The 17141-nt window shown below is 66.8% G+C and carries 15 protein-coding genes; 5 read left to right on the plus strand and 10 right to left on the minus strand.

Annotated elements, in window-relative coordinates:
- The first annotated feature begins 4 nt into the window (after window positions 1-4).
- Window positions 5-1012, plus strand: coding sequence for a saccharopine dehydrogenase NADP-binding domain-containing protein (locus LZC94_28200; GenBank protein ID WXB11728.1), 1008 nt, complete (start codon window positions 5-7; stop codon window positions 1010-1012).
- A 23-nt stretch (window positions 1013-1035) separates the two neighbouring features.
- Here LZC94_28200 and LZC94_28205 read toward each other — a convergent pair whose 3' ends face one another.
- Window positions 1036-1401, minus strand: coding sequence for a hypothetical protein (locus tag LZC94_28205; protein ID WXB11729.1), 366 nt, complete (start codon window positions 1399-1401; stop codon window positions 1036-1038).
- A gap of 313 nt (window positions 1402-1714) precedes the next feature.
- On the opposite strand from LZC94_28205, the gene LZC94_28210 reads away from it, so the two are divergent.
- On the plus strand, window positions 1715-1933 hold the full coding sequence (locus LZC94_28210) for a hypothetical protein (GenBank protein ID WXB11730.1): 219 nt from the start codon (window positions 1715-1717) through the stop codon (window positions 1931-1933).
- Window positions 1930-3288: an MFS transporter gene (locus tag LZC94_28215; GenBank protein WXB11731.1), complete on the plus strand. Its 1359-nt coding sequence runs from the start codon at window positions 1930-1932 to the stop codon at window positions 3286-3288. Before LZC94_28210 ends, LZC94_28215 begins: the two co-directional genes overlap by 4 nt.
- A gap of 21 nt (window positions 3289-3309) precedes the next feature.
- Here the strand turns inward: LZC94_28215 and LZC94_28220 are convergent, their stop codons facing one another.
- From LZC94_28220 to LZC94_28240, 5 genes are all read right to left on the minus strand, one after another.
- Complete coding sequence (locus tag LZC94_28220) at window positions 3310-4317, minus strand: proline racemase family protein (GenBank protein ID WXB11732.1); 1008 nt, start codon at window positions 4315-4317, stop codon at window positions 3310-3312.
- A gap of 262 nt (window positions 4318-4579) precedes the next feature.
- Window positions 4580-6229, minus strand: a complete 1650-nt coding sequence (dacB, locus tag LZC94_28225; GenBank protein WXB11733.1) for a D-alanyl-D-alanine carboxypeptidase/D-alanyl-D-alanine-endopeptidase — start codon at window positions 6227-6229, stop codon at window positions 4580-4582.
- A 189-nt stretch (window positions 6230-6418) separates the two neighbouring features.
- Window positions 6419-7933, minus strand: coding sequence for a beta-lactamase family protein (locus LZC94_28230; protein ID WXB11734.1), 1515 nt, complete (start codon window positions 7931-7933; stop codon window positions 6419-6421).
- Between the two features lie 43 nt (window positions 7934-7976).
- Window positions 7977-8618 carry a hypothetical protein gene (locus LZC94_28235; protein ID WXB11735.1) on the minus strand — a complete coding sequence of 214 codons (642 nt, stop codon included), beginning with the start codon at window positions 8616-8618 and terminating at the stop codon, window positions 7977-7979.
- A gap of 44 nt (window positions 8619-8662) precedes the next feature.
- Entirely contained in the window at window positions 8663-9244 is a 582-nt protein-coding gene (locus LZC94_28240; protein ID WXB11736.1) for an RNA polymerase sigma factor, read from the minus strand.
- 259 nt (window positions 9245-9503) lie between these two features.
- On the opposite strand from LZC94_28240, the gene LZC94_28245 reads away from it, so the two are divergent.
- Together LZC94_28245 and LZC94_28250 are read left to right on the plus strand one after the other, a co-directional pair.
- Window positions 9504-10073, plus strand: coding sequence for a sorbitol dehydrogenase family protein (locus tag LZC94_28245; protein ID WXB11737.1), 570 nt, complete (start codon window positions 9504-9506; stop codon window positions 10071-10073).
- A 15-nt stretch (window positions 10074-10088) separates the two neighbouring features.
- Complete coding sequence (locus LZC94_28250) at window positions 10089-11735, plus strand: GMC family oxidoreductase (protein ID WXB11738.1); 1647 nt, start codon at window positions 10089-10091, stop codon at window positions 11733-11735.
- Between the two features lie 57 nt (window positions 11736-11792).
- On the opposite strand, the gene LZC94_28255 is transcribed toward LZC94_28250, so the two are convergent.
- Genes LZC94_28255 through LZC94_28270 form a run of 4 tightly spaced genes read right to left on the minus strand, consistent with a single transcriptional unit; the run spans window position 11793 to window position 16906 of the window.
- Entirely contained in the window at window positions 11793-14057 is a 2265-nt protein-coding gene (locus LZC94_28255; GenBank protein ID WXB11739.1) for an ABC transporter ATP-binding protein/permease, read from the minus strand.
- Window positions 14054-14317, minus strand: coding sequence for a hypothetical protein (locus tag LZC94_28260; protein ID WXB11740.1), 264 nt, complete (start codon window positions 14315-14317; stop codon window positions 14054-14056). Before LZC94_28260 ends, LZC94_28255 begins: the two co-directional genes overlap by 4 nt.
- Window positions 14318-14360: 43 nt before the next feature.
- Window positions 14361-15386, minus strand: coding sequence for a cupin-like domain-containing protein (locus tag LZC94_28265; protein ID WXB11741.1), 1026 nt, complete (start codon window positions 15384-15386; stop codon window positions 14361-14363).
- A gap of 26 nt (window positions 15387-15412) precedes the next feature.
- Window positions 15413-16906 (minus strand): radical SAM protein, encoded by a 1494-nt coding sequence (locus tag LZC94_28270; GenBank protein ID WXB11742.1) that lies wholly within the window; start codon window positions 16904-16906, stop codon window positions 15413-15415.
- Between the last annotated feature and the right edge of the window lie 235 nt (window positions 16907-17141).

Below are 17141 nucleotides of genomic sequence, written 5' to 3' on the forward strand. Positions count from 1 at the left end.
GACCATGGGTCAGGGGACGAAGCGAACGATCGGCGTTTACGGAGCAGCGGGGCACACGGGAAAATTCGTGGCGAACGAGCTGCGGCGGCGGGGATGGTCCCCGGTGCTGGTGGGCCGCGATGCGCGCCTTCACGAGCTCTACCCCGGGGCGGACGTCCGGATCGCGGCCGTGGACGATGCGGCGGCGCTCGACCGGGCGCTCGCAGGCGTGGGGCTGGTCATCAATTGCGCGGGGCCGTTCCTGGAGACGGCCGACCCGATCGTCCGCGCGGCGCTGCGCGCAGGCGCCCACTACCTGGACGTAACGGCCGAGCAACCCTCGGCCCGGGCGATCTTGGCGCAATTTGGTAATGCCGCCGCGGAGGCGAATGTCGTCGTCTCCCCGGCCTTTGCCTTCTACGGCGCCCTGGCCGATCTGCTGACGACGGCGGCGATGGGGGATTGGCCCAAAGCCGACACGGTCACCATCGCCATGGCGCTCGATCGCTGGTGGCCGACCCCAGGAACGCGGATAACGGGCAAACGCAACACCGCGCGGCGCATCGTCATCTCGGACGGCCAACCCACGTTCGTCGCCGATCCACCGCACCGGCGCACATGGGATTTTCCCGCGCCCTTCGAGGCGCAGGAGATGATCGAGCTCCCCTTCTCCGAAATCGTCACCATCGCGCACCACGTGCAGGCGCGCGAAATCCATTCTTACATCAACCTGGCGCCCCTTACGGATATCCGTAATCCCGATACACCGCCGCCTCGAGCGGAGGACGAGAGCGGCCGCTCCGCGCAAACGTTCGCGATGGACGTCGTCGTCGAACACGGAAATGAGCAGCGCCGCGCCACCGCCCAGGGCCGTGACATCTATGCGTTCAGCGCGCCCCTCATCGTGGAGGGCGCGGAGCGGATCTTGAACGGACGCGCCAAGCGCGCGGGAACGGCCGCCGCGGGGGAGCTCTTCGACGCACCCGATTTTCTCGCGTCGCTCGCAGAGCACCTCACCGTCACGTTCCGATGAGCGGATCCCGAGGGCGGTGAGGCTCAGAAGGTCCCACTCACGCCGGCCGTCATGCCACCGCGAACCGGCACCGCGTCGAACCCGATCGTGCTGGCCCCCGGAGGGCGCTCGACTCGTTTCCAACCGAGTGCCGCGATATCGATGATCGACGCGAGCGTGGCGCCGGTGATCGCGCCAAAGGCTCCGTATGCGAACGCTCCCCAGCCGCTCGAGCTCGCAGCCCCGATGGCGAGCCCCGTCACCGGAAGGCCGAGGCGCAGGAAGAACGATCCCGCGCCTGCATCCGGGCGCTGGTTCGCGAAATGGACTACGGGTCCCCCCATGACGTACGTGGCCGCCCCTGCCCAAAGGAGATCGTCGTGATCGTTGGAGGCGCCCAATCCAAACATGGCGATCGATGCCGCATCGACCGCGAGGATTTGCCAACCATACCAGCGTCTCTCGGTGGCCGGGGAGACGTCTCCCGAAGAGGGCGGTGATTCGCGAGCGACGTTCGGCGTGGCTTCGGCGGCCGCGCTGGAGCGAGCGAGGGTAACTCCGATAAAAAGAAGAGCTAAGATGGCAATCGTGCGATGCATTTCCGCCATGCTGCGCGCCCGCGGGTGCGCCGTAAAATGACGCCACCTGACATCGTCCGACAGCGCGCCGAGACAGACGCTCGCATCGGGATGACCGCCGGCGGAGATCGCGTATACTCGGCCAATGCCACGCTCCACGGGGGAAAGCGCGATTCAGATCACCGTCCGGGTCGCACCCGAATGGCTGCCGCGGGCGGATCGGATCGCGGAGGAGATGCGGCAACCCGGTTTTCAGATGACACGGACGACCATCTTCCGCATCGCCTTGGCGGCGGGGCTCGACTGGCTCGAGCGCGAGGCGGGCATCGAGGCAGACGAGCGCAAACCCGAATCGATACCGTGAGCGAGCCTCTCCCCACCAGGAGCGCCCGGCCCACCGTGGGCGCCCGTATGGATCGGCTGCCCATCACCCGCACGCACCGCATGCTCACCTTGGCGGTCGGCCTCGGGTTGTTCTTCGATGTATACGAGGTATTTCTAGCGGGCGTTCTGGGCCAGGTGCTCGTGCGCGAGTTTCACCTGCCCAAGACGTGGCTTCCGATGCTGCTCGGGTCGGGCTTCCTCGGTATGGCCATCGGCGCGACCTTGCTCGGGCGATTTGCGGATCGCCTGGGGCGCCGCAAAGCCTTCTTGGTCGGCCTTTGGGCCTATTCGCTCTTCTCGTTCGTCGGCGCCTTCAGCGTGGGGCCCGTCATGCTGCTGGTCACACGGTTTCTCGCCGGGATCGGCATCGGGGCCGAGCCGCCGCTGGCGGACGCGTACCTCGGCGATCTCTTGCCGGCCAAGGAGCGCGGCCGATACATCGCGTGGGCCTACACGGTGGGGTTCTTGGGTGTCCCCACGGCCGGCTTCCTCGCGCATGCCATGACGTCGGTGACCTTGTTGGGTATCTCCGGCTGGCGGTGGATGTTCGTGATTGGCGCGCTGGGCACCCTCGTTCTGTATCCGCTCCGCCGGAGGCTCCCCGAATCGCCGCGCTGGCTCGAATCGACGGGGCGTCACGAGGAGGCGGATCGATGGGTCTCGCAATTGGAAGCGGAGGCCGGAGGTGCGCGCTCGCCGGAGCCGGAGCCGCCGCCCTCCCCTCGCCCGCCGCGCGGGGATCTGCGCGAGCTGTGGGTGCCGCCGTATCGCCGGCGCATGGTGATGATGACCGTCTTTCAGCTCTTGCAGCCTTTTGCCTATTACGGATTTGGCACCCTGGTGCCGCTGGTGCTCACGGCCAAGGGATACTCGGTGGTGAAGTCGCTGCTCTTCAGCGGGATCACGTTCATCGGATATCCACTCGGCTCTCTTCTATCCTCGTGGATCCTGGATCGCGTCGAGCGCAAATACGTGGTAGCCGGCGCGCTCTTCGGCATGGGCCTCTTCGGCACCGCCTTTGGCCACGCGACCGCGACGCCGTGGATCCTCACGTTGGGCTTCCTTTATACGGCGACGAGCAACGTCTTCTCCAACGGCTTTCACGTCTACCAAGCGGAGCTCTTTCCCACGAGCCTTCGCGGTGTCGCGTGCGGGGGCACCTACGCGCTCTCGCGGCTCTCCAACGCGGCCATGCCCTTCCTGCTGGTCCCGCTGCTCGATACCCGCGGCGTGGGCGCGCTCTTCGCCGTGATCGTCACCATGGTGGTGATCAACGGATTGAATGTCGCCTTGCTCGGGCCTCGCACCACCGGGCGATCGCTCGAGCATATTTAGGGGACCGTCGCCAAACGTGCTTCAACGCACCAGGAAACCATGGGCGAGCGGATCGCGCTCGTCGATGAACCAGCTGGCGAGCCCGTAGACGCGCGCATCGCCCGAGATCTCCGGGATGACGGCGTCGAAGCGGTCGACTTTCGTTTCGGAGAGGACCCGCCCGCGAAACACCGTGCCGATGATCGACTCGTTGACGAGCGTATCGCCATGCGCCAGCTCGCCGCGCAAATGGAGCTGCGCGACCCGGCCGGCGGTGCCGGAGCCCGTCGGCGATCGATCCACGGCGCGGTCGGCGAAGATGCAACAGTTCGCCTGGGTCGAGCCATCGTGGCGTGGCGCATTGTCGATGATCGTACCGTAGATGTGGTTGATCTCGGGGATGTGCGGGTGGATGACCACGAAGGCCTCGTTGGCCGCGCGCTTCACCTCGTCGCCGAACTGGATCAGCCGCTCCACCGCCGCCTCGCGCACCTCGAGCCCAAAGGGCTTACCCGACGTGTAAAAGTAAAACGCGCCGCCAAACGCGATATCGCCGCGCACCTCCCCAAAGGACGGCGTTCGCACGGTCACGTCGCGCTGCCAAATGAACGATGGCACGTTCACGAAGCGCACGCGGCTCGCGCGCTCGCCGTCCCACTGCACGAACGCCTCGATGAAGCCGCACGGCGCGTCGATGCCCACGCGCGTCTCCGGCTCCTGGCGCTCGACCCACCCGAGCTCGACGGCGGCGGTGGCGAGCGCGATCACTCCATGGCCACAATGGTCGCTGTATCCTTCGTTGTGGACGAAGATGATGCCGAAATCCGCGCCCTCGGTGACCGGCTCCGTCAGATAGCCGCCGTACATGTCCGCGTGGCCGCGCGGCTCGAACATCAGCGCGCGGCGCAGATGGTCCGCGTTCGCCTCCAGCCACGCGCGGCGCTCGACGATGGTCTTACCGCGGATCTTGGGCAATCCACTGGTGACGATCCGAAACGGCTCCCCGGCCGTGTGCACTTCCACCGTGCTGATGATGCGGTTCGATTTCATGGGAGCTCACCTCTCGCGGAAGACCGCCTCCATATTGTTCCCATCGGGATCGAGGACGAAGGCCGCATACGGACCGATCCGGAATGGCGCGCTCTCGGGAACCTCGTCAATAGCCATGTCGCGATGATACAGCGATAACCTTTTTTCGCCAGACCGTCGCGGCATCGGCGGCGCTCGCGTGGGCACGCGGCGCCTTTCGCACCCGCGCGCCGGCGCGGCGTCTCGGCGGCGCGGGATCGGGATTCCGGCGCCGTGGGTCCTCTCAGTTCCGGGAGGCCTCCAGGTACACGGCGGTGGCGATCTCTCCGAGCGCCTCCCCCGCCACCTTCGAGACGCTGATGGCGGCCTCGAGCGAGCTCACGGGGATCCTCACGAACTCCGCAAAGGCGATCGCGCGCCCGTCTGGAAGTTGGATGTATCCGGCGAGCGCCTTGGCGGCCATCGGGTTGCTCGCCACATGGAGCGCGGCGGTCCCCGTCTTGGCGTAGACATGCCCCGCCACCGGTGAGCTTACTTGAACGTTGGTCAGCGATCCGTCCCTGCCCAAGATGGGCAGCGCCTGCCGAAACGTTGGCAGGTACGGTTGCCGCGCCAGGTAGCTCAAAAAGGTGACGAAGAAGTCCGGGGTGTAACGGAGATCGCGCGCGCCGGGTGGATTGGGCTCGAGGCCCGCCTTCTCGAACAAGCGACCGCGAAGCACGTCGTAAGCCGCCTCGGGATTCTCCTCGTCGTGCCCGGCCAACGCGCCGATCAGATATGGGAAATACGCGGTGTGAATGTTCGAGCTCACTTTGAGCATCCCCTTCATTTCGTCGGCCAGCGCGGGCGCCACATGCTCGGCCACGAGATGCCTCGCCGAAGCGAACGACGCGAGCGCGCCGAGGTCGGTCGGAACGGACGGATCGGCATGGACGCGCACGCCCTCGTCGCGCAGCGCCTCCGCGAATGCCATCTCCGCGAACCGCACGGGCCCGGGGACATAGTACGGCTGGAAGGAAGACTTGCCACCCAAGAGAATATCGCCGGTGAGGTGAACGGTATGCGTACCATCCGGGTTCGCCACGTCGTTCGTGAAGCGAAGAGGTCGCGGGATCGATCCGCCCGGGGCAATCGTGGTTACCTCGTTGACGATATGCAGATAAGCCGTTTGCGGGGACGTGCGCAAAAGGCCCGGCGCGCCGAGGTGCTGCCCCGGTGCTACCGTCACGTCGATGATGTTGTCGTTGATCATCATGGGCGAGACGGGGACGGAGATCCCGCCCTGGGCGATGTCCGCCTTTCCTTCGCGGAACATCGACGCATCGACGAGGACGCGGCCTCCGATGCGCCGGATGCCCTGCGCGGCCACCTGGGCCGCGATTTCGCGAATCACGCGAAGAGGGTCGCCGGGAGCCGGGGCCGCGCCTTCGGCCATGCCGTAGGAGTGATCCGGGTCGGGAAATGCCAGGCTCCCATCGGGCTGAAGGCGGCCGCCGAGGAGCAGATCGCCGCCTGCGACCAGCACCAGATTGCCCCGTAGGATACCCTTCACCACCGGACCGGTGCGGTAGACCCGGGTGCGAAAGCGGTAATCTTCCCCGAGGGTCGCGAGCGCCGTTCCCGCGACGAAGACCTTGAACGCCGAGCCCACGAGAAAAAGCTCGGCCGGGTTCATCGCATACATGGGCTCATTCGCGCCCAGCAACTGGAACTTCATGCCCCAATGGGCCCCCTGGAACACAGGGCGCTGGAGGATCGCCTGAATCGTGGCATCGAGCGTGGAGCGGCTCGTCGCCTCGAGCACGCCCTCGGCGGCAGGGACGGGCGTGGGTGAATCCGGGTAGTCCGCACCGGGGGTGGAGCAGGCGAGGTCTCCGGCAAAAGTAAGGGCCGCCAGCAGACCGAGCGCGGCTCGCCCGGACGAAGGACGCATGGGTGACGCATGACCAGACATGATGGAACTCCCGGGCGATGTGCAAAGCCATGTAGAGCGCGCCTTTCGGCGACGTGGTGACGATTGTTCAACCGCCGGGGCACCAGGGGAAGAGCTCTGGTGGCTGGCGGGTGCGCCGATGCCGACCGAGATCGCGCGCGGTGGCGGTTCGAAATCGAACGCGTCGAATTAGAGCCGCTTGGATGCCCTCGTCGGGTCCCGTCGAATGCCCGTTAGGACGAGACCCGTGACGGCACCGTTCCCGTCGCGCGTGAACGTGAGGCGCGGGGTCAGCATGTCGTCGTCGAAGAACTCGGCGGTGGAGAGGGGCAGGAATTTATGCTTCCCCTGCAGGGGTATGGAGACGACGAGCGCGCCGTGTTCGACGGTGATGTAAATGGTCGGCACCGTCGGTGCCCCGCCACCTCCGCCCTCGACGTACCGTCCTGCGAATTGCTGGAGCACATGGTCGGGTACGTGAACGGCTCGAGGCGACGGCTCACCGGTCAATCGCGCTTGCAATCGCGAGCCGACGAGCATCGCGGCGCCGTCGTAGTTGGATAAAACCGCCACCGTGTAACCGAGATCCGGATACATCGAGAACGCCGCGCTGGTGCCCATGGTGGCGCCACCGTGTCCGGTGATATGAATACCGTTCACGTAGGTTTGATCCCAACCGTACAGGTGCCACATCTCCGTAGGGCGGTATTGCATCAGCAGATCGGTGTGGGTCCGATCGAGCAGCTTGCCCGCGCGAATGGCCTGCGCGAAACGGAGAAGATCCCCCACCGTCGTATGGGTGCCGCCACCTCCGGCCGGTGCTGCCCCCCGCCCGAGGCGCAATGCCACCACCCGCGGCCCGTCCGGATCGGTGAAGCTCGTGTAGTTCAACGCCAGGTTCGGAATATCGTCTTGGGACGTGTAATGCCCCGAATCGACCATTCCGGCCGGCTCGAAAATATGGGTGCGCACGTATTCCTCGAACCGCTGGCCGGAGACTCGCTCGATCACCAGCCCCAGGATCATGAACCCCGCGTTGCTGTAGCTCTGCTGCGTTCCAGGCTCGAAGCGCAGCGGATCGTCGACGAAGAACGGCAGATGGTCCTCGATCGTTCGTAGCATGTCGGGGTTGCGCTCGACGAGCTTCATGTTGACGTAGTCGCCCATTCCCGAGGTCATCGCCAGCAGTTGGCGAATCGTGACCTTGCGCGCGATCGCCGGATTGGGATAGGCCGGCAACACGGCGCTCAGGGTGTCGTCGAGCGAGAGCTTCCCCTCACCGGCCAGCTGCAGGATCGACGTCGACGTAAACAGTTTTGCCGTCGAAGCCGTATTGAACTTGGTGCCCATGGTGATCTTGGCATTGAACGCGCGCGCGGACCAACCATGAGCCTGCGCGAACAAGGGCTGGCCGTGCTTGGCAAAGAGCACCGTGCCCGAAAAACGATCCTCCGCCACCAGACGCGCGAGCAGCGCGCGCAGATCGCGGACGATCTCCGCGTCGCTCGTCGGGCGATCCGAGGGATCGGCCGGGGCGTCCGTCCCGAGCTCGTCCTCGAGCGCAACGGGTGCCGTCCCCGTTTCCTCCGAGATGGATCCGCTCGATGGCGCGTCGCATGCCCACGTGAGGGAGACGCCCATCGCGAGCCCGATGACCATTCGAACATACACGTGCGATCGCTGCGATCGCGCTCTCCTATGCATGGCGCACCTTTCCTTCGTTCATTATCTTTCGAGCAACGTGGCGCTATTTCGGGCGCTTTACTTTTTCGACGCGCACGCGATGGGTGGCGTCGTCCACCGAGATGTTTACGTCGAGCGCGCCGTCGGCCTCTTTTTGGCGAAGCTCGTCGACGAGCTGCTGGCGGGCGCGCGAGAGCTCCGCGGGGGTCGCGTCGTGGTGAACGAGATAGAGAAATTTGCGCAACATGGTATCGCGAACGTGCCCGCGCAAAGGAGCCACGCGGACGCGGGCGGCGGCCATTCCCGAGAGTCCTTGCACGCGCTCCCGCGTCTCCGCCTCGGTGCGCAGCGGGTTGCCCCAGACGTCGACCGTCAGCACCGCCATGGGTCCGGCCTCGGCATCGACGCGGACGTTTCCCAGGACGATACCTGGCCGCGAGGGCGGCTCCAATGTTTCGGAGACGGCGCGACCGAGCTCCGCGAGCTCCGCGCCGCCGGCCTCGGCGCCGAGCTCGATCGTGATTCGTTGGCCCACGTCGACCTCGAGCTCCGCGGGCGCTTGGCTCGCGACGAGGAGGGAGGCCACGGCCAGCGCGGCGATCGCATAATGGGGCCATCGCACCCGGCGCGCCGCGCGCGGACGCACCTGGCGCTCGAACGCGGCGAGCAGGCCCTGCTCGAGCGCTTCCCGATGATGAGCGTCCATTGGAACCGACTTTCTTCGCAGAGCGCGTTGGAGCTCCTGGCGCATCACGTGACCGCTCCTTTTTCCACCGCATGGTTCCACGCGCCGCGGAGCTCGCGGACCGCGCGCGAAATGCGCTGGCGCACGGCCGCCTCCCCGTGCCCGACGATCTGCGCGATCTCCGCATAACGGAGGCCCTCCTCGTAGCGGAGCCTCAAGAGCTCGCGAACCTCGAGGGGAAGCGCCGCCACGTGCTCGCGAAGGGTCGCGTGCTCCTCGGCCTCCTCGAGCGCTTCATGAGGGTCCCGCACCGTGGACGCCTCCTGGGTGAGCACCTCGGGATCGAACGGGCGGCGCGCGGCACGCGCTCGATCGGCCAAGAGGTTGCGCGCCATTCCGAGCACATAGGCGAACACCGTCCCTCGCGCGGCATCGATCCTGGGCAGCGCGGCCACCCACTGAAGGAACACCTGCGCCACGACATCCTCCGCCTCCGACTGCGTCGCCACCCGCCGCCGGACGTATCCCGAGACGGGCTCGTACAATGCCCGATAGAGCGCCCGGAACGCGGCACGGTCCCCGCTCTGGCTCGCGCGGAGGAGCCTCGCGTGACGCGCATCGCGCAGGGCCGTGAGGGGATCTCGCATATCTCGTTCCGTATTCTTTCTTCAAGGCGTGGTTGCCACCCATGAATACGGAGCCCGACGAAATCCGTGACACGGTTCGACGCTCTTCCTCTTCCGTGAGGTCTTCCGCGAGGTCCGTGATCGACGTGCGCTCAGCGTCGAGGTGGTCCTTGGTACGTAAATCCAGGTAGACACCGGCCACATCTATCCGGCGATGTCCTTCGCGCTACATTGTCTTTTTCCTTCGACGGCGCGAAGAAAGCCGATCCAATATGCCGCCATGAACGAGCCGCAAGCTCCTGCGGATGATTTGGCCCTACCGCCCCTGACGCGCCGTGCGCTCTTGGCGGCATTTGGAGCGCTGGCCATGGCGTCTTCTCTCGCCGGCGCCGGCTGCAGCTCCCCCGATGCGGAGACGCATGCGAGCTCGTTGCCCGAGGCCCTCCGCCGCGAGCCTGCCCTCGCGCGCTTTCTTCATCTCTCCGTGCTCCTGACCGGTTTCGAGGAATTGGCACCTTCCTTCGGGCGGCTCTATTCGACCTCCCTCGAAGCCGACCCCCAACGCGCCGCCGATCTCCAACGCCTTTACCGACAAGCGGGCTATCGCGGATGGCACGCGCCTCGTTCCCTGGAGGAGCTCGAAGCGCGCGGCATCTTCGACGATCCGACCTTCCGGGCGCTCACCGATCGCATCATCACCAATTGGTACACCGGGGTGTACGAGGGCCCTTCGGGGATCCAAATGGCCACGTACATCCATGCCCTCGGATGGCATCTCGATGGGATCCATGCCCCCACCACGCGCGGCGGCCCGCCTGGCTTTTGGTCGAAGGCCCCCGTCGTTCGTTGATCATCGGAGACCGTCATGACCGCGCAAGCGCACGATATCGAGGCCGATGTCATCATCGTAGGAGCAGGGATCGTGGGCACCTTGGTGGCGACGCGTTTGGCGCGCGCCGGGGTCCGGGTGGTCATTCTGGAGGCGGGCCCGCGCGTCGACCGCGAACGAGCGCTCCAGCGCTACCGAGAATCCTTGGTGAAGCTGCCCGAGACGCCCTACGAAGCGGTGGCGCACGCGCCTGCGCCGCGGCTGGATGCCATTGGCGATTACTACGTCCAAGCGGGCCCCGAGAATTTCCAAAGCAATTATCTGCGATTGGTGGGCGGCACCTTGTGGCATTGGCTCGGGACGACGCCGCGGTTGCACCCGAGCGACTTCGAAATGAAATCCCGTTTTGGGGTGGGCGTGGATTGGCCCATCGGCTACGCCGAGCTCGAACCGTATTATGCGGAGGCGGAGCGGGTCTTGGGGGTCGCTGGCGAAGGCGATCTCGAGTCGCCGCGGAGCACTCCGTATCCAATGCCGCCCATCGCCCTCACCCATCGGGACCGGGCGTGGGCGCGCGCCATCGCGCCCTTGGGGCTTCGCGTCAATGTCAACCCCCAGGCCCGCAACTCCACCGCATACGATGGCCGCCCCCCGTGCGACGGGCAAGCCAGCTGCGTGCCCATCTGCCCCACGGTGGCCCGCTTCGACGCCAGCGTGCAGGTGGCGCGGGCCGAGCGCGCGGGCGTGCGCATCGTGGAGAACGCGGTCGCGGTCTTCATCGAGGTGGGTGAAGGCGAGCGAATCCGCTGCATCCACGTGCGCAGACCCGATGGAACGTCGCAAATCGCCCGCGGGCGCAGCTACGTCCTGGCCGCGCACTCCATCGAGACACCGAAGCTGCTTTTCTTATCGCGCACCGCCGAGCGCCCTCACGGGATCGCCAATGGAAGCGATCAGGTGGGCCGCCATTTGATGGACCACCCCGCCCAGCTCACCTGGGCTCTGGCGCGCGAGCCCCTCGGCTCGTACCGCGCGCCGCACGCGGTCGCCGGCATCGATCACTTCCGCTTTCGCGATTTCGAGGGGGCCGATCCGCGCGCCCAGCGCAGCGCGTTTCGCGTCGAGCTGCGCAACGATGGCTGGAACTTCGGTAAAGGCGGGCCCACCTTCCTCCTGCCGGAGCTCCTCGCGCGCGGGCGCGGCGTTCGCGGGGCGAGCTTGCAGCGCGAGCTGGCGCTGCACGCGCACCGGCAATCGACGCTTTTGTCCCTCATGGAGCAATTGCCCGATCCCGAAAACCGGATCACCCTCGCCGAGGACGCGCTCGATTCGTCCGGCCTCCCGCGCCCGAAAATCCACTTTGCGCTGGGCGACTACGAACGGCAGGGCCTCGCGGCGGCGCGCGCGACGCATGATCGCTTGTTCCAAGCGCTCGGCGCGACCAACGCGGAGCACGCGCCAACGTGGTTTGGGGCAGGCCACATTTTGGGAACGTACCGAATGGGCAACGATCCCAAGACCAGCGTGGTCAGCGCTCGGGGGCGGTCGCACGATCATGCCAATTTGTTCATCCTCGGGGGCGGTCAAATGCCCACGGGCGGCACCGTAAACCCCACCTTGACGGTCACCGCGCTCGCACTCTACGCGCTCCCCGAGATCCAAAAGGCTCTGTCGGGAAGCTAACGCACGGCGCGGCAGTCACGCACGCCGTTCCCCTTGATGACGGGATTCGAATGACGTCTAGCCGTCGCGGAGCTGCGAGGGTACGCCCTGGCCGATCACCCGGCCGTGCTCGAAGACGTAGCATTGGTCGGCGTGCTCGATGGTCGAGAGCTTGTGCGCGATGACGAGGACGGTGCGGCCGTGCGCGAGGGTACGGAGCGAGCCTTGGACGAGATCGTCGGTGGTCGCGTCCAGGTGGGAGGTCGCCTCGTCGAGCACCAGGAGCGGCGCGTCTTTGAGGATCGCCCGGGCGATGGCGAGGCGTTGCCGTTGACCGCCCGAGAGGGTCGTTCCGCGATCGCTCAGGATGGTGTCGTAGCCGTCGGGGAGCGCTTCGATGAAGTCGTGCGCATAGGCCAGGCGCGCGGCGCGAATGACGCTCGCGCGGTCGGTGCCGGGTCGGCCGAGCGCGATGTTGTCGTGGACGCTGAACGGAAAGAGTTGCACGTCTTGGCTGACGACCGCGATGGCCCGGCGCAGGGTGCCGCGCGGAACATTTGCGATGTCGGCGCCGTCGATGCGAATGGTGCCTCGATCGGGTGGGTAAAAGCCCAAGAGCAGGTTGACGAGGGTGCTCTTCCCCGAGCCGCTCAACCCCACGACCGCCACGGTCTTTCCCTCGGGCAGCGATACCGAAACATCGTGGAGCACGGGGGGACCGCCCGGATAGGAGAAGCTGACGCGATCATAGGCCACGCTGCCACGCAGTGGCCCGCTCGTATTCATGGCGGCGGCGGCGGCGGGAACCGAGGTCTCCGGGGCGAGCTCCAAGAGGGCGCGAACCCGGCCGAACGAGGTCAATCCACGCGACATCTCCGTGAAGTTCGATGACAGATCGGACAAGGTGGACAAGAAATTGGAAGCGACGGCGAGGCCGGCAAAGTACCTTCCGGCGGAGGTGGTCAAGGTCTTCGCCGAGGCGAGGGACGCCGCCAAGAGCCCGAACATGACGACCGCCTCCTGCGCCAGCGGCGTGCCGATGAGCGCCGGTAGCTCCTGGAGGATCGCCGCGTGAAGCTCGCGGCTCGTTCGCGCCACCCGCGCGCGCTCGGCGCCCTCGGCCTCGAACGCGCGCACCGTGGCCACGCCCTGCAAAACGGCGGTGACTTGGCCGTTCAACCGACCGCCCACGGCGCGCGCCGCGGAGAACCGGGTGCGCAACCGCGGCTGGAGCGCCGAGGTGACGGCCGCCAAGGTCCCCACGATGGCCAAGGAGACCAGGCCGAGAGGAGGCGACACAGCGAAGATCGCCGCCAGCTGGATGGCGCCCGTGAGGCTGCCCATGAGGAGCCTGGCGCCGGCGTCCACCGTGCGCTCGATCTGGCTCACGTCGTCCACGATCACATAGGCCAGCTGTCCGGGCGTGTGGCGCACGAACTGCTCCATGGGAAGCCGCTGCACATGATCGAAGATTTTGACGCGCATACGGTGTTGAAGCTCGCGGCCCGCCGTGAAGAGCGCGGCGTAGCTCTGGAAGCGCGCCCAGAGCTGGATGCCCGTGAGGCCCGCGACGGCCACCGCGACCAAGGCGAGCGCCGGCGCCCCGGCCAAGGAGATGCCCAGGAGCGCGATGGTCCCACCGCGCAAAACGAGATCGATCCCCAGGCCGAACGCGGCGAGCCTCGCGACCCCCGCGCAGGCGTCGACGATCGCAAACGCCGTCCCGCGCCCGATGAGGGGCCGGAGCGGGGCGCACTCGCGCAGCAGCGCCGCGAGGTTCGCGCGATCGGTCTGAAGATGAGGCGCACGCGCCGCCCGGCGCGCCAGATGGAAGCCCACCACCAGCGCCCCCGCGGTGGCCGCCGCCCATACGATCCCCCCGGCCGCCGCGAGCCCCGTCAGCACCGCACCGCCCACCAGCGCCGCCGTCGCCACGGTGCGCGCCGGCCCCCGCGCACGCGAAGGATCGCCGGCGGCATCCGCGGTGCGCGATACGACCGACCACGCCGCGGGCGATCCATCGACGCGCGCGCCCCGCGCCCCGGGAGGCACCGCATCGAGCGCATCGAGCGCCAGATCGAGCGCATCGTCCAGGGCACCGAGGAGCCGCCGCTCCACGTCGCCTGCGTCGATGCTCGTATCGAAGAGCACCAGCACGCGCAAGGTGACCGGATTCCACCGCACCTCGTGGATGCCGGGCGACGCGGCGAGCTGCGCGCAGGCGGCGCTCCATGAAGCGCCGGGCGCGTGCGCGTCGCCGATCGCCCAACGCACGCGGCCCGGCACGACGGAGACCGCGACCACCCTGGGCGAGGCGGCGCGCGAGGGTGGTCGCCGGGTCAATCGCCCACCGGCTTCGCGGGTTTGTTCGCGCCGCTCGAACGCGCCACGCGCGCAGCCTCGCGGGCGGCGGCCACGCGCTCTTCCTCGTCCAGCTCGGCGAGCGCGTCCTCGTGATCCTCGCGCACCTGTTCGGCGGCGCGGGTGACCGTTCGTTGGATGCCCGCCACCACGCGCGTGCCCTTTTTGACGATCTTCGACGAACTGCGTTGCAGCAAAAGGCCCGCCGCGCCCCCAATCAAAAATACGACCAATGGTCCCATATCATCCTCCTTTGCGCTCCTTTGCGGGGGTGCCGCCCCCTCGTCATGACTCCACCGAGGTCGCGACCGCGCGCTCGGGGTACAGCGTTCCGCGTCGAAGGCCGCGCGCCCACAGCGACGTCTCGTCGTCCGTGAGGCGGCCCGTGATCGCGCGTGCGCCCGTCTCTGCGCGCAGCTCGTCGAGCAGCCGATCGTAGAGGCGGGCCATCGCGCGCAGCTTGTCGGCGGGGGAGAGCGGCTCGGCCAGGGCGCGGACGATCCGCTCGAAGCGATCTCGGTCCGCGGGGAGCGGCTGCAGCATGCGCACCGCGAGCGCTTGCAGCTTGTGATCGATATGGAGCTTACCGCTGCCGAGCAATTGAAGCGCCTTGTTGCGGCGCAGGCGAAAATTGATCGAGATGGCCGGCTCCACGTAGTCCAAGTGGTGCCACCACGCCGTGGGGATGAAGAGCGTCTCGCCCGGCTCCAAGGCGGCCGACCAGCCGTCCGCGAAGGCCAAAAAGCGCGCGCGCTCCTCCTCCGTAAATCGATAAAAGAGCCAGCGGCTGAAGTTTTTGACGGGCATCATCTTCTCCGCCTCGTGGGGCGGGACCAAAAACACCCGCTTTCGGCCGGCGACGTGGTGGAGCAACGTCGCCCGCATATCGCCATCGAAGTGGAAATTCGCATGATTGCCGCCATTGCCGAAGAAGAAGAACGACGGCACGTCGTCGCCGTCCTCCTCCAGCACCCCGGCGAGCGACGTGCGCCGGAACGAGCGCGCCACGTGCTCGGGGGTGCGCTGCTCGGTGCACATCCAACGTGTGCCCGGCTCGCGCGCGATGAAGTCGGCATACTCGGCCAGCGACATCTTCCGATCCGGCACGTCGTAGCCGTCGCGCTGGCTCTCGAAATCGTTGTGCGAATACTCCTGACTGATGGCGAGTGGAACGGAGCCCCACGCCTCCACCGCCTGCTCGAGCGATCGAATCGCATCGACCGGCTCCCCCGCGAACAGGCCCGTGAAGATCACGGGCCTCTGCGCCGGTACGATGTCACCTTCGAACGCTTCACGGCTCGGCGCGGGCATCCTCGGGATCGCCCTGCCCCCGAGCATCATCGCACGACCCGAAGTGCGGTCACCCGGCGCGGGCTGCGCTCTTCTCCGTGGGTGCCCCACCCGGGGACGATCTCGCGCACCGGCTCCGTGAGGTAGGGATATGGGATCTCGTCCAGGAGCACCTTTTGGTACACGGGCCGGTTCTCCGGGCAAAGCGGATCGCGCGTGTCGTGCCGCTCGAAGTGGATCTCCTTCTCCGCCAGGCACCCGCCGTTGCACTGTCCCCCCGCGAACGCGCCGCAGCCGGTGCACTCGGTGTCCTCGATGTTGCGCGAGCGGAGCCAGGAGAGGATGGGGCTATCCTTCCAAATGGCCGTGAGCGACGTATCCTTGACATTGCCGCAGTGGTATTTTTCGTATTGGAGCTTTTGGCACGGATACACGTCGCCCGCGTGCTGAATGGCGATCTCCTGATTTCCCGCGACGCACCCGTAAAAGGGTTTGATCCGCCCGCTGTCCTGCAATTTGTGCATGCGCACGTAGTCCTCGACGACCATGCGCCCGCGGAGCTCGTCGGCCTTCGCCGAGGCCAGCTCGTAGAGCCGGTCGTACTCGGTGTGCGCGAGCACCAGCTTGCGCAGCGCCGAACCGCGGCCCATCGCATAGAGCTCGTTGTGCGTCCATTTGTTGCAGCCGATCTCGTGGCAAAAATCGATGATCGCCGGCACCGCCTCGAGGTTCCCTTTGTGCACCACGGTGATCCCGGTCACGTAAATCGCGTCGCCGAGCCGCTCCTTGATGCGCCGGACCCCGCCGGCCGCCGCCTCGAGCGACGCCGACTCGCCGCGCAGCATGGCGTGCAGCTCCGGGGTGTGGCCGTCGATGCTGATATTGACCTCGGTACAGGTCTCGGCGATGAGATCGAGGAAGCGATCGTTCTTGAGCAAAACGCCATTGGTCGCCAAGAGCACCTTCACGTGGCGCTCTTTGAAGCGGCGCAGCACCCGCTCGATCCCTTTCTTCATCAGCGGCTCGCCGCCGCCCAGCCATACGTTGAAGACACCGAGATCCGCGATTTGGTCCGCGACCTCCACGCACCGCTCGATGGGCAGGCTATCGTCGATGACGGGCCCGCTGGTGTTGTAGCAATAGCTGCACGTCAGGTTGCAGACATTGGTGATGTCCCACGTGACATTGAGCGGCGCCGAGAGGCTCTCGGTGATCACCCCGTAGCCGATGGTGTCCCCGGTGCGATCGAAGCGCGCGATGGCCACCAGGTTCGCGAGGTGCTCGTCCGCGCGGCCCGCGGGCTCGCCGAGCTGCACCATCGCCTCTTTGATGGTGTCGCGCGTCTCGCCGTCGCGGAGCATCTCGAACAGGCACGCGGCGAGCGGCGTAATCCGGAGTTGGAAAATGCGATAGCGATCGTGGGCGTTGCCGAAAATGACGGCGGCGTCGCCTTCGCGGCGCAAGATCATCTCCCCGGAGTGGATTTGCCGCCGGACCACGTCCAGCTCGGATTCGAGTCGCTGTTCGTCTTGCTCGTACATGGTAGCTCCTCTCCAGTTCCTGCGCTTCGTGCGGGAGTCTCCCGACGAGTGCCATCGCGCAAAGGCGCGACCGACGGCCCCATCGCGGGGCCGCCGGCGGCGCACGTGGTTCTTACGTCCAGGCCGAGAAGCACCCCTGCTTGGTGCAGTTCAGGTGCTCGTTGATGTTCTTCACGGCCTTTACTTCCTTCGACTGCTCCAACGCCTTCTTCAACTTCTCCACGTTCTTCGTGCT

This window comes from Sorangiineae bacterium MSr11954, from assembly GCA_037157815.1.
Classification (GTDB): domain Bacteria; phylum Myxococcota_A; class Polyangia; order Polyangiales; family Polyangiaceae; genus Pendulispora; species Pendulispora albinea.

Excerpts from the sequence above, each read along its gene's own strand:
- LZC94_28200 (WXB11728.1), top strand. The coding sequence starts at position 5 with ATGGGTCAGGGGACGAAGCGAACGATCGGCGTTTACGGAGCAGCGGGG.
- LZC94_28205 (WXB11729.1), bottom strand. The coding sequence starts at position 1,401 with ATGTTTGGATTGGGCGCCTCCAACGATCACGACGATCTCCTTTGGGCA.
- LZC94_28210 (WXB11730.1), top strand. The coding sequence starts at position 1,715 with ATGCCACGCTCCACGGGGGAAAGCGCGATTCAGATCACCGTCCGGGTC.
- LZC94_28220 (WXB11732.1), bottom strand. The coding sequence starts at position 4,317 with ATGAAATCGAACCGCATCATCAGCACGGTGGAAGTGCACACGGCCGGG.
- dacB (WXB11733.1), bottom strand. The coding sequence starts at position 6,229 with ATGCGTCCTTCGTCCGGGCGAGCCGCGCTCGGTCTGCTGGCGGCCCTT.
- LZC94_28230 (WXB11734.1), bottom strand. The coding sequence starts at position 7,933 with ATGCATAGGAGAGCGCGATCGCAGCGATCGCACGTGTATGTTCGAATG.
- LZC94_28235 (WXB11735.1), bottom strand. The coding sequence starts at position 8,618 with ATGGACGCTCATCATCGGGAAGCGCTCGAGCAGGGCCTGCTCGCCGCG.
- LZC94_28240 (WXB11736.1), bottom strand. The coding sequence starts at position 9,244 with ATGCGAGATCCCCTCACGGCCCTGCGCGATGCGCGTCACGCGAGGCTC.
- LZC94_28245 (WXB11737.1), top strand. The coding sequence starts at position 9,504 with ATGAACGAGCCGCAAGCTCCTGCGGATGATTTGGCCCTACCGCCCCTG.
- LZC94_28250 (WXB11738.1), top strand. The coding sequence starts at position 10,089 with ATGACCGCGCAAGCGCACGATATCGAGGCCGATGTCATCATCGTAGGA.
- LZC94_28260 (WXB11740.1), bottom strand. The coding sequence starts at position 14,317 with ATGGGACCATTGGTCGTATTTTTGATTGGGGGCGCGGCGGGCCTTTTG.
- LZC94_28265 (WXB11741.1), bottom strand. The coding sequence starts at position 15,386 with ATGCCCGCGCCGAGCCGTGAAGCGTTCGAAGGTGACATCGTACCGGCG.
- LZC94_28270 (WXB11742.1), bottom strand. The coding sequence starts at position 16,906 with ATGTACGAGCAAGACGAACAGCGACTCGAATCCGAGCTGGACGTGGTC.